15 protein-coding genes are annotated in these 17,244 nt (G+C 65.0%); 7 read left to right on the top strand and 8 right to left on the bottom strand.

The genetic code is table 11. The annotated features are described in order from the left end of the window. The first annotated feature begins 168 nt into the window (after positions 1–168). Both A3E1_RS0136195 and A3E1_RS0136190 read left to right on the top strand, forming a co-directional pair. Entirely contained in the window at positions 169–915 is a 747-nt protein-coding gene (locus tag A3E1_RS0136195; protein ID WP_020525725.1) for a biotin--[acetyl-CoA-carboxylase] ligase, read from the top strand. A 47-nt stretch (positions 916–962) separates the two neighbouring features. Then, on the top strand, positions 963–1,529 hold the full coding sequence (locus A3E1_RS0136190) for a PH domain-containing protein (RefSeq protein ID WP_020525724.1): 567 nt from the start codon (positions 963–965) through the stop codon (positions 1,527–1,529). Here the strand turns inward: A3E1_RS0136190 and A3E1_RS43940 are convergent. The 3 genes from A3E1_RS43940 to A3E1_RS45470 all read right to left on the bottom strand — a co-directional run bounded on the left by A3E1_RS43940 (position 1,526) and on the right by A3E1_RS45470 (position 5,064). Beyond that, positions 1,526–2,095, bottom strand: coding sequence for a GtrA family protein (locus A3E1_RS43940; protein WP_020525723.1), 570 nt, complete (start codon positions 2,093–2,095; stop codon positions 1,526–1,528). The two genes, A3E1_RS0136190 and A3E1_RS43940, sit on opposite strands and share 4 nt — an antisense overlap. 73 nt (positions 2,096–2,168) lie before the next feature. Then, a complete protein-coding gene (locus A3E1_RS43935; RefSeq protein WP_020525722.1) occupies positions 2,169–2,639 on the bottom strand; it encodes a GtrA family protein in 471 nt (156 codons plus the stop codon). Between the two features lie 10 nt (positions 2,640–2,649). After that, positions 2,650–5,064: a sigma-70 family RNA polymerase sigma factor gene (locus tag A3E1_RS45470; RefSeq protein ID WP_169454505.1), complete on the bottom strand. Its 2,415-nt coding sequence runs from the start codon at positions 5,062–5,064 to the stop codon at positions 2,650–2,652. A gap of 274 nt (positions 5,065–5,338) precedes the next feature. Between A3E1_RS45470 and A3E1_RS0136170 the strand changes: the two genes are divergently transcribed. Beyond that, complete coding sequence (locus A3E1_RS0136170; protein WP_020525721.1) at positions 5,339–7,174, top strand: phosphoenolpyruvate carboxykinase (GTP); 1,836 nt, start codon at positions 5,339–5,341, stop codon at positions 7,172–7,174. Here the strand turns inward: A3E1_RS0136170 and A3E1_RS0136165 are convergent, their stop codons facing one another. From A3E1_RS0136165 to A3E1_RS0136140, 5 genes are all read right to left on the bottom strand, one after another. Next, positions 7,175–8,104, bottom strand: coding sequence for an ArsR/SmtB family transcription factor (locus A3E1_RS0136165; protein ID WP_020525720.1), 930 nt, complete (start codon positions 8,102–8,104; stop codon positions 7,175–7,177). It lies immediately after the preceding gene. Positions 8,105–9,303: 1,199 nt separating this feature from the next. Continuing rightward, entirely contained in the window at positions 9,304–10,089 is a 786-nt protein-coding gene (locus tag A3E1_RS0136155; protein ID WP_020525718.1) for an isoprenyl transferase, read from the bottom strand. A gap of 11 nt (positions 10,090–10,100) precedes the next feature. Beyond that, positions 10,101–10,556 carry an RrF2 family transcriptional regulator gene (locus A3E1_RS0136150; protein ID WP_020525717.1) on the bottom strand — a complete coding sequence of 152 codons (456 nt, stop codon included), beginning with the start codon at positions 10,554–10,556 and terminating at the stop codon, positions 10,101–10,103. Between the two features lie 176 nt (positions 10,557–10,732). Then, positions 10,733–12,037 carry a lanthionine synthetase LanC family protein gene (locus tag A3E1_RS0136145; protein WP_020525716.1) on the bottom strand — a complete coding sequence of 435 codons (1,305 nt, stop codon included), beginning with the start codon at positions 12,035–12,037 and terminating at the stop codon, positions 10,733–10,735. A gap of 40 nt (positions 12,038–12,077) precedes the next feature. Then, positions 12,078–13,352: an MFS transporter gene (locus A3E1_RS0136140; protein ID WP_026209170.1), complete on the bottom strand. Its 1,275-nt coding sequence runs from the start codon at positions 13,350–13,352 to the stop codon at positions 12,078–12,080. Between the two features lie 70 nt (positions 13,353–13,422). Here A3E1_RS0136140 and A3E1_RS0136135 point away from each other — a divergent pair, with 70 nt between their 5' ends. From A3E1_RS0136135 to A3E1_RS0136120, 4 genes are all read left to right on the top strand, one after another. Next, positions 13,423–14,379, top strand: a complete 957-nt coding sequence (locus tag A3E1_RS0136135; protein WP_020525714.1) for a GlxA family transcriptional regulator — start codon at positions 13,423–13,425, stop codon at positions 14,377–14,379. Between the two features lie 39 nt (positions 14,380–14,418). After that, entirely contained in the window at positions 14,419–15,711 is a 1,293-nt protein-coding gene (locus tag A3E1_RS0136130; protein ID WP_020525713.1) for a PhoH family protein, read from the top strand. A gap of 204 nt (positions 15,712–15,915) precedes the next feature. Next, on the top strand, positions 15,916–16,530 hold the full coding sequence (locus A3E1_RS0136125) for an aggregation-promoting factor C-terminal-like domain-containing protein (RefSeq protein ID WP_020525712.1): 615 nt from the start codon (positions 15,916–15,918) through the stop codon (positions 16,528–16,530). Positions 16,531–16,623: 93 nt separating this feature from the next. Continuing rightward, positions 16,624–17,106, top strand: coding sequence for a DUF4188 domain-containing protein (locus A3E1_RS0136120; RefSeq protein ID WP_020525711.1), 483 nt, complete (start codon positions 16,624–16,626; stop codon positions 17,104–17,106). Positions 17,107–17,244 lie beyond the last annotated feature (138 nt).

Genomic DNA, 17,244 nt, shown 5'->3' with positions numbered 1-17,244 from the left:
TGATCAAACCGCCTGTTGATCACGTCCCAACGGATGTGGATCACCAAAGCTAGGCCGAAAGCGGCCCACCGGGGTTAGGCCGAGGGACGCGAGGCAGCGGGCCCACAGTGGGACGTGGCGATCGGCGCGGGTGATCACGGGGGCGGGGAAGCGGGATAAGGTCACGGCGTGCGCGACGATGTGCTGGATGCGGGCCGGATTACCAGCGAGACGGGCTGGCGGGCCGAGGTCAAGGAGACGACCGGGTCGACCAATGCGGATGTGGTGCTGCGGGCACAAGAGCCAGAGCGGTTAGTCGTCTTCGCTGAGGAACAGACCGCCGGCCGTGGGCGGCTCGCAAGGACTTGGGCATCGCCGAAAGGCCAGGGTCTGTGGTTCAGCATGCTGCTGCGGCCGACCGCGCCGATGTGGAAGTGGGGACTGCTTCCGCTGATCACTGGCGTCGCGCTGGCGGAAGCCGTGGAAGAGCAGACGAACCTCAAGACCGGGCTGAAGTGGCCGAACGATCTGCTCATCGATGACCGAAAGTGTGCCGGCATCCTGGCCGAGGCGGCGGTTCCGGGCGCGGTGATCGTCGGGGTAGGACTCAACGTGTGGCAGGACGAGCAAGACCTGCCCACCGGTCCGACGGCTATGCAGGCGACTTCGCTGACAGCCCGAGGGGCGCAAAACCTGAGCCGCACCAGCCTCGCCATCGCGTTCCTGAATCGCATGACGGAGCATTACGAGACTTTTGAACAAACGCAGCAGCTCACGGCGTACCAGCAAAGATGTTGGTCTATTGGCCGGGAAGTCAGGGTGACGACACCGGGCGGAGAAGTAATAGCTGGGACCGCGACAGGGGTGGACAGCGAGGGGCGCCTCATTGTCGGAAACCGTCCGATCGCTGCCGGAGACGTGACGCACGTGCGCTGACCAACTAACCTGACGGCGCTAACCACCAACGAGGAGGTAGGGGAGAAATGGCGTTCCCCGACGACATCATGACGGCCGACGAAAAAGTCGTGCTGCATCTGCGTCCACATTGGAAGGTAATGATCATCCCGACGCTGGTGCTGGTTGTCAGCGTCGCGGTGTTCCTGACCGCGTTGCTGCTCGGCTGGGCACAAGCCGTCGTTTACATCATCGCGGCTGTGGCGGTGGTGCTGCTGTTGTGGCTGGCGTTCGCGCCTTGGCTGAGGTGGCGCACGACGCACTACATTTTCACCAACGAGCGCATTATCTTCCAGTTCGGCGTGTTCTCTCGCGACCGGCGCGACATTCCGCTGATGCGGGTCAATGACCACGCTATGAGCCAGAACTTCATCGACCGCATTCTTGGGTGCGGCACGCTGACGATTGAGTCGGCCGGTGAGCGCGGGCAGACCGTGCTGACGGACATTCCGCGCGTCGGCATGGTGCAAACCAAGCTGTATGAGCTGGTTGAGCACGACCGGGACATTCACTCGTTCGGTGACGACGAGCGGCGGCGGGTCGTTCCGGTGCAGGCGCCGGAGACGGAGCCGACGAAAGAAGAGAAGCAGTCTTAGCGAGTGCGGGCAGGCGCAGGGCTCTTTCGGGTCCTGCGCTTTTGCTTGCGCTGCTTGAGCGCGAACTCGACTTCCAGCGGGGCGGTGAGCTGCTCGAACTCGGCCTCGAACGCGGGCTCCAGCTCGGGATCGGCGTGCTTGAACACCCAGGTGCGATAGGTGAAGAAGCGGAAAACGGTGCCGATCGCCAGACCGACGAGCATCGCGACGTTGATGGCGAGCCAGCTGGTCAGGCCGAACATGTATTTCGTGGCGCTCATGACGGCCACTTCGATCAGCAGGCCGACCAGGTTGAAGAACAGAAACAGCACGAATTCGCGGTGTGCGGCGGACTTATCGCGGTCCTTGTAGGTCCAGTGCCGGTTCATGAAGTAGGCGGACACGATCGCCACGGCGGTCGCGAGAACCTTTGCCTTGACCTGGCTGTTGTCGAAGACCGGCAGTAGTAGCAGCAGGTTGAACGCGACCGCGTTCACGATCACATTGATGCCACCGATGACACCAAATTTGGCGACCTCGGGGCCGAGAGCTCGTAAACGCGGAGGTACAAACTGGGCTAGGCGCACTTGGCTACCTTACGCGAGATCTGGCACGGGTATGTCTTCTGGACGTTAAAAGCGGGCGACCTCACGGCGTGGTTCAGCGTGTCGCCTCGACCGGTGTAGGTGCGATGAATACGAACCGGCGATAAGCCCAGAACCGGAAGATCGTGGCGAAACCATTGCCAATGAGCTGCAGTGATATGAGGTCAAACAGCTTCGTTGCGAAGATTCCCCACATCGCACCCAACACAAAGTGAGTGAACGTATACGAAGCGAGTTGGATGCCGAGTCCTGCCAGGTTAAAGCCGAAATACAGCAGGTATTCGCGGGCTAGCCCAGAGCGATCGCGGTCACGCCACGTCCAGAACCGGTTACCCAGAAATGCTGCTGTGGCGGCGATCACAGTAGCGATGATCTTCGCGCGATAACCCTCCACCCCGCTCCAGAGCAAGGCGGCAGTGATAGCGGTGTCCAGCCCGTAGGCGGCAATGCCCACTACACCGAATTTGCCGAGCTCAAAACGCAGGTGCAAGAGGCGCTGAAAGATCCGCGACACGACCGACTTCACGTGCCTGAGCCTACCCGGCCGGCCTGGTCAGGACAGCCAGCAACCCGACTTCCATCGGGTCGCCGCCAGACTGCAATGTTGCCGAAGATCCCGGACTGGCCTGGGCGTTTCGCCGCAGCAGATCCAATCCAGGGATACGCCAGGCACACGGGTCACCGGTGACCACACAGATCAATGCCGACGCATTGCTCCCACCAGCCACGTCGACTTTGTCTTGTCCCACAAGCAATGCGTCGCCCGCGAGGTCGCGGTCGGCATCCCAAAGCACGACGCCGAGGTCAACGGTGCCACCGGTATCGAGGCGGACCGACAGTTCCTGTTTTTCTTTCAAGCCCTTGGGGCCCAGGTAAACGGCGATCTCAGCGGACGGTGCCGCCTTATCGCGGTAAAGCACGATCAGGCTCCAGCCGGCGAACTGCCCGACACCGGAAGGAAGCGCAGCGTCGCTGGCCCCGATCCACCAGTCACCAGAGCCGTGTTTTTTCCACAGAGCGGTAACGTCGCTGATCAACTGGATGGCGGGACGGCTGCCGCCATCGTTGGTGCGGTTGTTTCCCATGCTCACGGGCTCCCAGCCGCCACCGGGAGCGTGCACGATAAGGCGTTCTGGCCCTTGGTTCGCCGACGCTGTGTAAACAAGGCCAGCCCACTGCACCTCGGCGCCAGCCGGGACGGTTATCCTGGCTCCGCTCATGGCATGTGCGCCCGGATTTCCGCCCGGGGCACCGGGTTCGCGGCCAGCCGGGGCGAACGGCACCATCTGCTGTCCGTTGTTGTCAGCGTTCAGGCACGCGGGACGAGACTGGCACGCCAGCAAAGCGTTGCCGCCCAAGCTAAATCCACCTTTGCCGGTTAGTGCCTGCGCGACACGCATTCCTTGCGGGGCAATCGGAACACGCATCGTGCTGCGTTCGTTTTCCACCTCCAGCCCAATCGGCGTGTACCCCGTGAGCCCAGCCGCGACAGCCACCGGAATGCGAGCGGTGCTGGAACGGGGACCGGCCGTGGACGGGAGGGTGCACACGATCTGCGTGGGCTGTGGTGCCTTGCAGCTCCAGCCTTCCCCGGCATCGGAGCCGCGCAGGGTCATCTCGCCCGGGACGTGTGCCGTGAACGTGACGTCCTTTCGCGGTGCCGTGTTCTCGGGGAAACGGACCGCGATGGGAAGGACGCCGTCTTCGCCGGCGGACAGTTGTGCCGCCGACGGATCACTCGTGAGCATGGGTTTGGCGGCCGTCATGCTGCCCGGTTTGGCCGGCGCCGAAGGCTTCGCCACGGGCGGCTTGGAAGGCGCAGGAGGCGAAACCGTGTTCGGAATGTAGGGCGGCAGCGTGGGCAGGGGCGTCGGCTGTGGCTGACGGGCCGTCGCCGGGGCGGGCTGTGGCAGGGCGGCGTTGTCGTCTGTGGACGGTCCGTTTTGGACGGCCACCACCGCGAACGTCACGACTCCCGCGAGCGCGGCCGCGGCGACACCCCCTGCCGCGGCGACGTTGCCCGGACCGTAGCGCTCGATCAGGCGTCTGGGCAGCCCGGTCAAGTGGTGCCAGCCGTTGGCGATCGCCGAGGTAAGGCCACTCCACCAGCCGGCGAGCCAGTGCCATAGCGCGGCTACGGAACCACCGATGGCGGCCAGCAATCCCGCGCCGCGGCTCGTGTCTTCGAGGTAGCCGGTGGCGGCCGTGCCCAGGAGCACCGTGGCGAGTACGCCACGCAGACCTGAGTTTTCCTCGGTGAGTTCACGGTGCAGCACTCGGCAGTTGGCGCACTCGGCCAGGTGATCCTCCACTTTGGACCGATCGCGCCGGGCGAGCTGGGCACGGACATATCCGGCCAGGTGCATCCCGGTCCAGTGGCAGCGCGGGGCATCCGTGAGGCCGATGTGCTCCTGCAAGTACATCTGGCGCAAACGTTCCCGGGCACGGTAGGCCAGCGCGGCCACACCGTTGGGCGTGAGTCCTAGCAGTGGCGCGACCTGTGCCGGAGACTCGCCTTCGACCTCGGTATGCCAGAGCACGGCCCGCCAGCGTTCGGGCAGTTTCGCGAACGCGGCCGCGGCGTAGGTCCGTTCGAGCATCCGCACAGCTGGGTCTTCTGCTGGAGCGGGCCGCTCATAAGGCGTGAGGTCGTCGGTGTACTCAATCCGCTTGGCGTGCTTGCCCCGGTCGTAGACGGCATGACGCAACGCGGTTAGCAGATATGCCCTAAATGCCGTGTCCGGCCCGTGCCCGGACCGCAAAGCTGTCAGCACTTTGGTGAACGTCTCGGCCACGAGGTCGTCGGCATCGGACGGATTGTTCGTGAGCACGCGTGCCAGCCGCCGGGCCGCGGCGACATGGCGTTCGTAGAGTTGACCAAACGCCTCCATGTCGCCGCCTCGCACCAGCGAGATCAGATAAGGATCGCTCTCCACCTCAGAATCGAGCACGGTGGGAACCATCGTCGCCTCCCGGGGGAATTGGGAGTGAATAGACCGCCGAGTCGACATTAGACCAAATGTCCGCTTTGGGGAATGCCCGGAGAACTGGGTCACAAAAACCGCAGGATTTGCGGGAACGTGCGCGTTTGCCCGCAGATTCGTGCACGCAAACGCGAAACTGTAAAAGCTTGTGCACTTATTCACAAGCAGCAGTGGACGTGTTACGGGGGCTGGGTCTTAGTCTGAACGAAAGGTCAGGGCCGACCGTTGAGGAGACGAATATATGACCGCGCCGGCTGTCATCGCTGGGCTAAACGAAGCTCCAACCAAACACGCCAAACTGCTCGCCTGGGTGCGTGAGGTTGCCGAGCTGACCACTCCCGACGCCGTGGTGTGGTGCGACGGCTCCCAAGCTGAATGGGACCGTCTTACCGGTGCGCTCGTAGACACCGGTGCCCTGGTGCGGCTCGACCCGGTAAAGCGCCCGAACTCCTTCTGGGTCCGCACCGATCCGTCAGACGTGGCACGCGTGGAAGAGCGCACGTTCATTTGTTCCGACGACGAGGCCGACGCTGGCCCGACGAACAACTGGATGGCCCCGGCCGAGATGAAGCAGCTCATGACCGAGCTGTACCGCGGCTGCATGCGTGGCCGCACCATGTATGTCATCCCGTTTTGCATGGGCCCCATCAACGCCGAGAACCCGATGTTCGGTGTCGAGATCACCGACAGCGCTTACGTGGTGGCCAGCATGCGCATCATGACGCGTATGGGCGCCGAGGTGCTGACGGCGATGGGGGAGAACGCCACGTTCGTTCCCGCGATGCACTCGATCGGCGCTCCCCTGGCCGACGGTGAAAAAGATGTCGCGTGGCCGTGCAGCGACACCAAGTACATCTCGCACTTCCCGGAGACCCGTGAGATCTGGTCATTCGGTTCGGGCTACGGCGGAAACTCCTTGCTGGGCAAGAAGTGTTACTCGCTGCGCATCGCCAGTGTGATGGGCCGTGACGAGGGCTGGCTCGCCGAGCACATGCTGATCCTCAAGCTCACGTCGCCGGAAGGCAAAGTCCACTACATCGCGGGTGCTTTCCCGTCGGCGTGTGGCAAGACCAACCTGGCGATGCTTGAGCCGACCATCCCGGGCTGGAAGGTCGAGACCCTCGGCGACGACATCGCCTGGATGCACTTCGGTGACGACGGCCGTCTCTACGCCGTGAACCCGGAATACGGCCTGTTCGGCGTCGCTCCCGGCACCGACTGGAAGACCAACCCCAACGCCATGCGCACGCTGGCTTCTGGCAACTCGGTCTTCACCAACGTCGCGCTGACCGATGACGGCGACATCTGGTGGGAGGGCATGGGCGAGCCGCCCGCGCACCTGACCGACTGGAAGGGCAACGACTGGACGCCCGACTCAGAGTCGCTCTCGTCGCACCCGAACTCGCGCTTCTGCACGCCGATCACGCAGTGCCCGATCCTGGCGACGGAATATGACGACCCGCGCGGGGTGCCGATCTCGGCGATCCTGTTCGGCGGCCGGCGCAAGACGACGATCCCGCTGGTGTCGCAGGCGCGTGACTGGGTGCATGGCGTGTTCCAGGGCGCGACGCTGTCCAGCGAGACGACCGCCGCGGCCGTTGGCCAGGTCGGAGTCGTTCGCCGCGACCCGATGGCCATGCTGCCGTTCATCGGCTACAACGCCGGTGACTACTTCCGCCACTGGATCAACATGGGCAAGGGCGTCGACGGCAACGCTGACAAGCTGCCGAAGATCTTCTACGTCAACTGGTTCCGCCGTGGTGACGAAGGCCAGTTCCTGTGGCCTGGATTCGGCGAGAATTCCCGTGTGCTGAAGTGGGTCGTCGAGCGGCTCGAAGGCACCGGAGGTGCCGTGGAGACGCCGGTGGGCTTCGTGCCGACACCGTCCGATCTGGACCTGTCCGGCCTCGACGTCTCTGAGGCCGACCTCGAAGCCGCGCTCGCCGTGCGCGACGACGAGTGGCGCCAGGAGATCCCGCAGATCACCGAGTGGTTCGACAAGTTCGGCGACAAGCTGCCGGGCGTGTTGTGGGCCGAGCTTGACGCCCTCAAGGCCCGTCTCGGCGTGCACGAGTAACTAAGCGGCTAACGCATCACCCAGGGCGGTTCGTCGGTAAACGACGGACCGCCCTTGGCGTGTGCGCGTGACGAGACCTGTCTGCCTAAGCACGGCCAGATGATCGCCCACGGCACCCAGGCTTATGTCCAGGCTCGCGACCAATTGCGTCGTGCTCGCCGGAAGTGCCTTGAGCAGCAAGGCTCGCGACCTTCCGATGAGGCGTTCCAGTGCCTGAGTGTCTGTCTCGTCGAGCGATGCCGCGACACCACGCGCCGGATACACCAGAGCGAAAGCCCGGGGAGGGTCCAGGCCGAGCCATCCATACCCAAATCCATTTGGTACCAAGACAAGCCGCGCCTCGCCCACGACTTGCGTTGGCGTATCCCAGTCGTTGACCTTGATATGCCCGTCGTCGCGCCAGCTCATGTTGCGCCCCAAGTCTTCTAGCGCCCGGGCCCAGCCATAGGTGGCCAGGCGGCCCGCTCGCTGGACGATGTCGCGCTCGAGAATGGCCCGCCGCACAGGCCACTCCGGTGCGATGACGGCGGACCAGAAGCGCGCCATAGCGTCGGCCAGAATGTCCACGACGTCTGGGCGTTTGAGCGCCTTGGGCACCGGTCCCATCTGCGCCAAGTCGTGCCGGGCTTGCGTCACCGGAGTCGCGCGGACAACACTGAGTTCGGCCTCAAACGTCGTGTCCATTCCCGACGGTGGCGGGGTGAGAAAGTCTGGCGTCCACCTCGTGGTGCTCAACAGTCGCGTGAACGCCTGAAAGACCGGATCCTCGCTGAGCGCGCGAAACGTTTCCCGGTGGCGGTCGCGCCAGGGCCGCAGCCATTCCGGTGGGCTAGTGGCCAAAGTATGAAGCGCCGAAAGCGTTTCCGCCATGGGCGAGAGCGCGAAGCGGATGTTGGCCAGGTTCGCGGGATCCACTTTCAGCATCGTCATCGTTTCGCCCCCTGGCGAAACAATAGCTCGCCGATAAGACCCACGGGAGGCTCTGAGTCATGACCACCTATCGCAGCCTGCTCGCTAACGGGGAATTCCGCGCCCTGTTCGCCAGCAACGCGCTGGCCGTCGCGGCCGGAACGATCCTGTCTCTCGCGCTGGCCGCCTCCGTCTACGCCGAGACCGGCTCACCCCTGCTCGCGGCACTGATGTTGCTCGGGGGCCTCCTGCCACAGGCGATCGGGGCGCTGACCCTCTTGTCGTATGCGGACCGCGTACCCCCGCGAAGTTTTCTGGCTCTTTGGGAGCTGGCCCGGTGTGGCTCTGCGGCGTTGATGGCGCTGAACGTCCTGCCGGTGTGGGGAGTGCTGCTTCTGCTGACGGGACTTGGTGCCGTTAACGCGGTCAGCGGCGGCATACGCATGGCGGTGCTCGCTGACATCGTGCCCAGCGGTTTCGTGCTCGCGCGGTCGCTGCTTAACGTTTCCGTTGGGGCGATGCAGATCGCGGGCTTCGCGGCGGGCGGTCTGCTCATCGCCGCGCTCGGCCCGCACCGTGCGCTGACCGTCAGTGCCGTGCTGCTTGGCGTTTCCGGTCTCGTGACCTGGCTTGGCCTCAAGGCCCGGGCGCCGAAAGCCGTTGGGCGGCCAGGGGTTTCCGCGACGTGGCAGGGGAACAAGGAGCTGTTCCGGTCATCGAGAATCCGGGCTCTCCTGCTCGGTGGCTGGGTGCCCAATGGGCTTATCGTTGGCGCGGAGGCGATGTACGTGCCGTTCGCCGGCGACGCGGCCAGTGTGCTGTTCATCGCGGCAGCACTGGGCATGCTGACGGGCGATGTCTGCCTTGGACGGTGGGTCAGCCCGGCCCGGCTGAGCGCGCTCGTCAACCCGTTGCATCTGCTGCTTGCCGTGCCGTACCTGGTGTTCTTCGTGAATCCGAACGTGTGGGCCGGCACGGTGGCGGTCTTCGTCGCTTCAATCGGCTTCGCCGCGACCCTCGGCCTACAGAGCCGGCTCAACGACGCTGTCCCAGAAGCGTTGCGGGGACAGGCTTTTGGGCTCGATGGCAGCGGCCGGATGAGTTTTCAGGCAGTGGGCGCGTTCACCATCGGGTCACTCGCGGAAGTCTCCGGTGTCCCGTGGGCCATGACTGGAGCGGCGCTCGCCTCGATCGCCGTAACGCTGCTGTTATGGCGGGCGCTACGAACCGAACCGGCGCTGCCGCAAGGCATAAGCCCGCAGCGCACGCAGGAAGTCGACCCGGCGGAACTCGGGCCAGTTGCCGTCGTAGAAGTAGAACTCGGAGTGGGCGCTCTGCCACAGAAGAAAGCCCGATAGCCGCTGCTCCCCACTGGTCCTGATGATCAGGTCAGGGTCGGGCTGATCCTTGGTGTAGAGGTGACCGGCGATGTGTTCGACGTCCAGGCTTTCGGCAAGCTCCTCCAGGGTGCTTCCCGCTTTGGCGTGCTCCTGGAGCAGGGAACGGACCGCGTCAGCGATCTCTTTGCGGCCGCCATAGCCGATGGCGAGGTTGACCTGAGCACCGCCACGGCGGCCGATCGTCTTCTCCTCGGCGGCTTTCAGCCCGGCCGCGTGCGGCGAGGGGATCACGTCGAGGGTGCCCATAATCCTTAGTTGCCAAGGGTTTCCGGGCTCAGCCAGCTCGGTGGCCAAGTCTTCGATGATCTGCAGCAGCGGGTCCAATTCGGACGGCGGGCGGCTGAGATTGTCCGTCGACAGCAGCCACAGCGTCACCAGCTCGATGTGGGCCTCATCGCACCAGCGCAGGAGTTCCTTGATGCGCTCGGCACCAACACGGTGACCGTCATTGGGGTCGACATAACCCATCTCGCGAGCCCAGCGGCGATTGCCGTCGACGATCACGCCGACGTGTCGCGGCCGCACTTTGCCATCGAGACTTGCCGCTAGCCGTTTGCCGTACAGCAGGTAGGCGATGTCCCGCATCCGCTGCTTCATGGTGCCCATCACGAGATAGCCTAACGTGGCTGCCAGGCATCCGGACCAGCAGTCAACTGACGGATTCGTTCCGGAAGCTCACCAGCCGCGACCTCCGCTAGCGAGACTTCGTCGACCACCTCACGGACCGCCGCACGGACCGCTACCCACAGCTGAGGCAGATGCGTCGACGTTCCCGTGTAGCTGGTCTGCTCAGGCCGGTGTCCCCTAACTCCCGCCAGCGGACCGTCCACGGCACGCAGCACCATCCCGATCGTGATCTCGGTCGGGGGAGCCGTGAGCACATAGCCACCTTCGGCACCACGAACGGCGTGCACTACCCCGGAACGCCTGAGATCCGCGAGCACAGCCTCGAGAAACTTTCGCGGCAAGTCCTGCGCGTCAGCCAGCGCCTGTGCCGAAACCGTCGCTGGGTAAGCGACCGCTAACTCCAGCGTCGCCCGTACCGCGTAATCGCCTCTTGCCGAGATCTGCACAGCACCATCATGACGCGCCGGTCAACCGGCCCGCCGCCCGGCCGCGATACAAAGGCCGGTTCGCCTCGCCTCCATGCCGGCGGCTCCGCGCAAACCGCACGGCCGCGTCACGTCCTCTCAGCTCTCCGGCCGCGACACAAAGGCCCGCTCGCCTCGGTTTTGAAACCGCCGGGGGCTCAGATGCTGACTCGAGCGAGCCGGGCCGGGACGCCCCACCACTGATCTGGCCGCGTGACGACTCTCGCCTCGGGTCCCTCGCGCAGCACGCGGGCCAGGCGCAGCAAGAACGTGGCGACCCCGGCCGCACCCTGCATCCAGGAGGTCCCCGGCGGCAGTAATGGCTCGTCGTTGCGGTGCTCGATGAAGCGCCAGCAGGCACCGGTCTCGTCTCGGATCGCCCGCTGCAGCAGCGCGTCGGCCATGCGCTGGGCCTGTGGCAGCAGTTCGTCGCCCATGCCGTCCTGATAAGCGTCGAGCAACATGTCGCCCACGCCAGCCGTGCCGCAGCACCGGCCATCGTTGTCCCAGAAGCCGGGACGCAGCCGCTCGGGCAGGCCAGAGGTCAGCACCGAGTGCACGCAACGCTGCCGCAACTCGCGCATCGTGAAGCCGCCCGCCCGTTCGGCGCCTGCTAGTTCGAGCGCCGAGAAGAGGTAAGACGTGCCGGTCGGGCCGTGGCACCAGGTGTAGGTGAGCGGCTCGACGTCGCGAGTGGAGTCCGGAATCGTATGCGGCACCACGAAGCCGCCCTCGTCCAGCTGGTGTGCCAGTGAGACCAGGCTTTCCGCGCCCTGGCGCGCCGCCTCGACCAGGTCAGCGCGGCCGTAGGTGAGTCCGGTCAGGGCCAGCGCTGCCGCGACTCCGGCGGTGCCGTGTGAGAAGTTGGGGCTGCTCGATGGGTATTCCGGGTGCAGCCGCCACTCCAGGCCGGCCCCCATCGGACGGGCCACCTTAAGCAGGGCTTCCGAACCAGCGATCGCGATGTCCTTGGCGTGCGGCCCACCGGCCCACACGGCGGTCATGACAACTCCGGCGGTACCTAGTACCACGTCGGAAATCGCGCCCCGGAAACCGGAACCGAAGTCGACGGTCGTCGGCCAGCCTTCAGGGGTTTGAAGTTCGGCCAGGCGTCGTAATGCGATCTGTTCCTGACCAGGCGCGAGGATCTTCAGAGCGGTGGCATCCCCGGCGAGTCCGGTGTAGAGACAGGCCTCCTGCCGAGTGGGCACCTGTGCCACGAGCCGTTGCGCGATCGCCTTTTGCAGCGCGCGTTCCGCCTCGGTCAGCTCGCGGCACAGGGAGATCTCGGCGAGCGCTGGGGCCAGCCCAGCGATGCCTGCGTAAAATGTGTCCCGGTCGTCGTTGGGCGCTTGCTCGCCGAAGTTTTCCGGCAGCCACGGTCCGTCGTCTCCCCGCAACTGCCCCTGCACCCAAGACCAGGCCTGCTCGCCCAACTCGTGATAGATCCCTGCGTCAGTCACCGCGCCACGCTACCCGGCGGCTGAACGCAGGGGCGAGGCGTTAAACGGCGGCCGGTTCCGGCGCCGCGGCGGGAACCGAGGCCGCGGCCGGGGTGCGTGGCAAGGAGCGTATAGAAACCGACAGCCCGGCGGCGATCACGGCGAGGATGCCGGTCACGATCCACGTCGCGCCATAAGTGCCGAAGGCGTCACGAGCCGCGCCAGCGGCGGTGGCGGCGATGGCGGCTCCGATTTGATGCGAGGTGAAGACCCAGCCCGCGACCACGGTTCCGGCCGTGCCGAAGTGCTCACGGCACAACGCGATCGTTGGCGGGACAGTGGCGATCCAATCCAGACCGTAGACGATGATGAATATCAGCAACGACGGCTGTACGGCGGAAGTCAGCACCAGGGGCAGCACGAGGAGGGACAGCCCACGCAACCCGTAGTACACGCCTAACAGGACGCGAGGATCGACGCGGTCGGTGAGCCAGCCGGAGCCGACCGTCCCGATGACGTCGAAGATGCCGATCAGTGCCAGCAAACCGGCCGCTGTCGTGGCGCCCATGCCGTGATCGTGAGCGGCGGGCAGGAAGTGCGTGCCAATCAAACCATTCGTGGTCGCGCCACAGATCGCGAAACCGCCTGCCAGCAACCAAAACGTGCGTGTGCGGGCCGCCGAGCGCAACGTCCCGAGAGCACTCAGGCGCACCGGTGACGAAGGCACCGCGGCCGTTCCGCCGTAAGGCAACAGCCCGACATCGGAAGGGTGCTCCCGGAGGAAAATCAGAATCAGTGGTGCGACGAGCAAAGTGGAGCCCGCCACGATCAGTGAAGCGGTCCGCCAGCCCGTGTTCGAGGCCACCGATGCCAGCACCGGCAGGAAGACGAGCTGACCGGTCGCCCCGGCGGCGGTCAGAACACCGGTGACCAGGCCCCGGCGCTTGACGAACCAGCGATTCGCGACCGTCGCCGCGAACACCATGGCCATTGTTCCGGTGCCGGTGCCCACGAAGACGCCCCACAGCATGACGAGTTGCCAGGTCGCGGTCATGAAGATGGTCAGGCCGCTGCCAAGCGCGATGAGTACTAGCCCAAACGTCACCACGCGGCGCATGCCGAAACGTTCCGTGAGCGCCGCCGCGAACGGCGCGATCAGTCCATAGAGGACAAGGTTTACCGATACCGCGAAGGAGACCGCGGCGCGGCCCCAGCCGAACTCTTCCTGCAGGGGCACCATCAGCACCGATGGGGCCGACCGCATGCCCGCCGCGCCAAGCAGGGCTAGGAAAGCCACTGCGGCGACGATCCAGGCGTAATGCACTCGTCTTGTCACTCGATCAGCTTCCGCTGAGTACGCTCAAGTGGGTAGTGGCCTGAAAGCCATCATGTGAAAGAATCGAGCCATGAAGCATCGTGTCGTGATTTTGGCGCTGGATCACGTCGTCCCGATGGACATGGGCACCGCCATGCAGGTGTTCGGGTCCACGGACGGCCGCTATCACGTGCGCATCTGCACCCCCGACGGGCTGCCGGTCACCGCGGAATACGGCATGTGCCAGATCTCCGCGCCCTATGACCTGGCCATCCTTGATGACGCCGACACCGTCGTCATTCCAGGCATCCACGGCGGCTCACCCTTCACCGACGGCACGATCCATCCGCTGGTACGCGAGAAGCTCCGTGCGGTGGCCGGAAAAGCGCGCCTGCTGTCCATCTGCACCGGAGCGTTCGCGCTCGCCGCGGCCGGCCTGCTCGATGGCCGTCCGGCCACTACCCACTGGCGGCATGCGGCCCGGTTCGCTGAGCTTTACCCCAACGTGAAGCTCGATCCCGACGTGTTGTTCGTGGACGACGGCGACATCTTGACCTCAGCTGGCGTGACCGCGGGCGTCGACCTGTGTTTACACGTGGTGCGTAAGGACTTTGGCACCGAAGTGGCCAACCACGCGGCCCGCCGGTGCGTGGCTCCGGCGTGGCGTGATGGCGGTCAGGCCCAGTTCATCGAGCGGCCCGTGCCGCATGACCCAGACCTGACCACGACAGCCACGCGAGCGTGGGTCCAGCAGCGGCTCGCCGAACCGATAGATCTGTCCACGATGGCCACTCACGCGCGGATGAGCGTGCGCACGTTCACGCGGCGATTCCGCGATGAGACAGGGCTGAGCCCGGGCCAATGGCTTATCTGGCAACGGGTTGAGCGTGCTCGCCAATTACTGGAGTCCACTGATCTGCCCGTCGACCGGGTCGCGGCGGAGTCCGGATTCGGCACGGCGACTGCGATGCGCCAGCATTTGCACGCCACCGTTGGTGTTAGCCCATCGGCTTACCGCAGAACTTTCCGTGGCGTGGCGAACCCGTGATGCCCTGGTAATTGTCGCATCCGGCCGTTAGCGTGAGTCATGGTCGATGTCCAAAAGCGTACCTACGTTCTAGACACTTCCGTTCTCCTGGCCGATCCGGCCGCTCTCCGCCGCTTTGCCGAGCACGATGTGGTGCTTCCGCTCGTGGTCATCTCCGAACTGGAGGGAAAGCGGCATCATCCGGAGCTTGGCTGGTTCGCCCGGCAAACGTTGCGTCAACTCGACGAGCTGCGCATCAAGCACGGTCGTCTTGACGTTCCGTTGCCGGTCAACGATGAGGGCGGCACGATCCGGGTCGAGCTCAATCACATGGACCCGCAACTGCTGCCTCAGGGGTTCAGGAATGAGTCCAATGACGCTCGCATCCTGGCTGTCGCCTTAGGACTGGCGGCTGAGGGGCTGGATGTTGTCCTGGTGTCCAAGGACATGCCGTTGCGGGTCAAGGCGGCCTCGGTGGGGCTGGCCGCTGACGAGTTCCGCCACGGGCAAGCGCTCGATCCCACCTGGTCTGGCCTGGCCGAGCTCGACATCACCGATGCGGAGATGTCGGCGCTCTACGGGGGAGAGACGATTTCCCTTGACGCGTCAGGAGATCTGCCCGTCCACACGGGACTGATCCTGCACGCCGGCCGGGGGTCCGCGCTCGGGCGCGTGCAAGATGACAAGTCGATCCGCCTCGTGCGGGGCGATCGCGAGGCGTTTGGGCTCCGGGGACGGTCCGCTGAGCAGCGCATCGCTCTTGACCTGCTGCTCGATGACGCCATCGGCATCGTTTCGCTCGGCGGGCGGGCCGGCACGGGCAAGTCTGCGCTGGCCCTGTGCGCCGGGCTCGAACAGGTTATGGAGCGGGGCAAACACAAGAAGGTCATCGTCTTCCGCCCGCTTTACGCCGTTGGCGGTCAAGAACTCGGCTATCTGCCCGGCAGCGAGGCGGAGAAGATGTCGCCATGGGCACAGGCCGTTTTCGACACGCTCGGTGCTGTCGTGCACGACAACGTGCGCGACGAAGTGCTCTCGCGCGGATTGCTCGAAGTCCTTCCGCTGACACACATCCGGGGCCGCAGCCTGCACGACGCGTTCGTGATCGTCGACGAGGCACAGTCCCTGGAGCGGGGCGTCTTGCTGACCGTCCTATCGCGCATCGGGCAAGGGTCGCGGGTGGTGCTGACCCACGATGTGGCACAACGGGACAACCTTCGCGTAGGCCGATATGACGGTGTAACAGCCGTTATCGAAACCCTAAAGGGGCATCCGCTATTCGCTCACGTAACTCTCACGCGCTCTGAACGTTCCGCCATCGCGGAAGTCGTTACGGACCTCTTGGAGGGGTAATTCACCCGATTTTAGGGTGAAAAATGGCGTGCCCGGGATCACAATCACCTGGGCAGGCGACGCGCCGGAAGTGCTTGCTGCGCAAGGGTGGGGTCTTCGTTTGCTGTCAACGAAGACGAAGGGAACACCCCCGTGCCCCGACATCGTACGAGCCTCCGGACTGCCCGATCTTGGGGTTCGATAGGCATCCGCGTAGCGGCGACCTTGACACTCCTGCTCGGCGTAGCTGGCGGGCTCTACCTTGGCGACCGTAAGGCAGACAAGAACGAAGCGGCGCAGCTGGAAGCTGCGATCCAGGCCGCTGAGAAGGCCGAGCTGGACATCATCCGCGCCGATTACGCCGGCTGGAGCCGCCGGATGATCGAGGAACGCGCTGAGGATGAGCGCATCGCCCGCGAGGCGGCCGAAGCCGCCGCGGCAGAGGAAGCGCGCAAGAAGGCGGCCGAAGAAGCGGCTCGTAACAAGAACCGCAACACCCCCACCACGAACTACCCGATTCCGGCCAGCTGCTCGGAGTATTCGGGACACCGCGCCACGGGCTGTGCGCTGATGCTGGACTGGGGATTCCCGCTTTCAGAGTTCCCGTGCTTGGAGAAGCTCTGGACCAAGGAGTCCGGCTGGAACCCCAACTCGCACAACAGCGGATCCGGCGCTCACGGCATCCCGCAGGCGTTGCCGGGCGACAAGATGGCGGTCTACGGCGCTGACTGGGCGACCAACCCGGTCCCGCAGATCAAGTGGGGTCTGGATTACATCAAGAAGCGTTACAGCACCCCGTGTGGTGCCTGGTCGAAGTTCCAGTCTCAAGGCTGGTACTAGCACTTTCAAAGAGAGCCGGGTTGCGCCCGGCTCTCTTTGACGCCATCATGGATAGCGGCACTATCTGTTATCCATTTGAGGGAGGCTGGCGCTATGGGCAAAATCGTCAACGGCCGGATGACCGCAGACATCGAGGGCGACTTCGTTGTCTTCCTGATCGGGATGCGGTTCAACAAGCCGTGGAAGGTGCACAAATGGTGGGGCGCGTTCACGGCGATGCCGAAGATGCTGCGCGCGTTGGCGAATCATCCTGAGTCTGGGTTCCTCGGCGCGGAGTTCGCCATCATGGCGCGAGGTCCGGTGACGATTCAGTACTGGCGCAGTCCCGAACACCTCGAGGCCTTCGCTCGTGACGCCGCTATGCCGCACCGTCCAGCTTGGAGGGCGTTCAACAAGGCCGTCGGCGGCAATGGTGATGTCGGCATCTGGCACGAGACCTACGTCGTCAAGGCAGGGCAATACGAGACGCTGTACGGCAACATGCCGCGCTTTGGGCTCGCTAACGCGGGCGAACACCTGCCGGTGGCGAAGAAGGGCGACACGGCCGCTCAACGCCGGGGAGCTGAGAGGACGTGATGCGGGCCGTGTGTTTGGCGCNGGCCCGGCGGCATGGAGGCGAGGCGGAGCCGGCTAGGTGTTACGGCCGGGGAGCTGAGAGGACGTGATGCGGGCCGTGTGTTTGGCGCGGGCCCGGCGGCATGGAGGCGAGGCGGA

It is taken from the genome of Catelliglobosispora koreensis DSM 44566, assembly GCF_000379685.1.
GTDB classification, from domain to species: Bacteria; Actinomycetota; Actinomycetes; order Mycobacteriales; family Micromonosporaceae; genus Catelliglobosispora; species Catelliglobosispora koreensis.
Note: the sequence above shows the minus strand (reverse complement) of the source record. Positions and strands in the feature narration are given on the sequence as shown.

Excerpts from the sequence above, each read along its gene's own strand:
- A3E1_RS0136190 (WP_020525724.1), top strand. The coding sequence starts at position 963 with ATGGCGTTCCCCGACGACATCATGACGGCCGACGAAAAAGTCGTGCTG.
- A3E1_RS0136170 (WP_020525721.1), top strand. The coding sequence starts at position 5,339 with ATGACCGCGCCGGCTGTCATCGCTGGGCTAAACGAAGCTCCAACCAAA.
- A3E1_RS0136165 (WP_020525720.1), bottom strand. The coding sequence starts at position 8,104 with ATGACGATGCTGAAAGTGGATCCCGCGAACCTGGCCAACATCCGCTTC.
- A3E1_RS0136155 (WP_020525718.1), bottom strand. The coding sequence starts at position 10,089 with ATGGGCACCATGAAGCAGCGGATGCGGGACATCGCCTACCTGCTGTAC.
- A3E1_RS0136135 (WP_020525714.1), top strand. The coding sequence starts at position 13,423 with ATGAAGCATCGTGTCGTGATTTTGGCGCTGGATCACGTCGTCCCGATG.
- A3E1_RS0136130 (WP_020525713.1), top strand. The coding sequence starts at position 14,419 with ATGGTCGATGTCCAAAAGCGTACCTACGTTCTAGACACTTCCGTTCTC.
- A3E1_RS0136120 (WP_020525711.1), top strand. The coding sequence starts at position 16,624 with ATGGGCAAAATCGTCAACGGCCGGATGACCGCAGACATCGAGGGCGAC.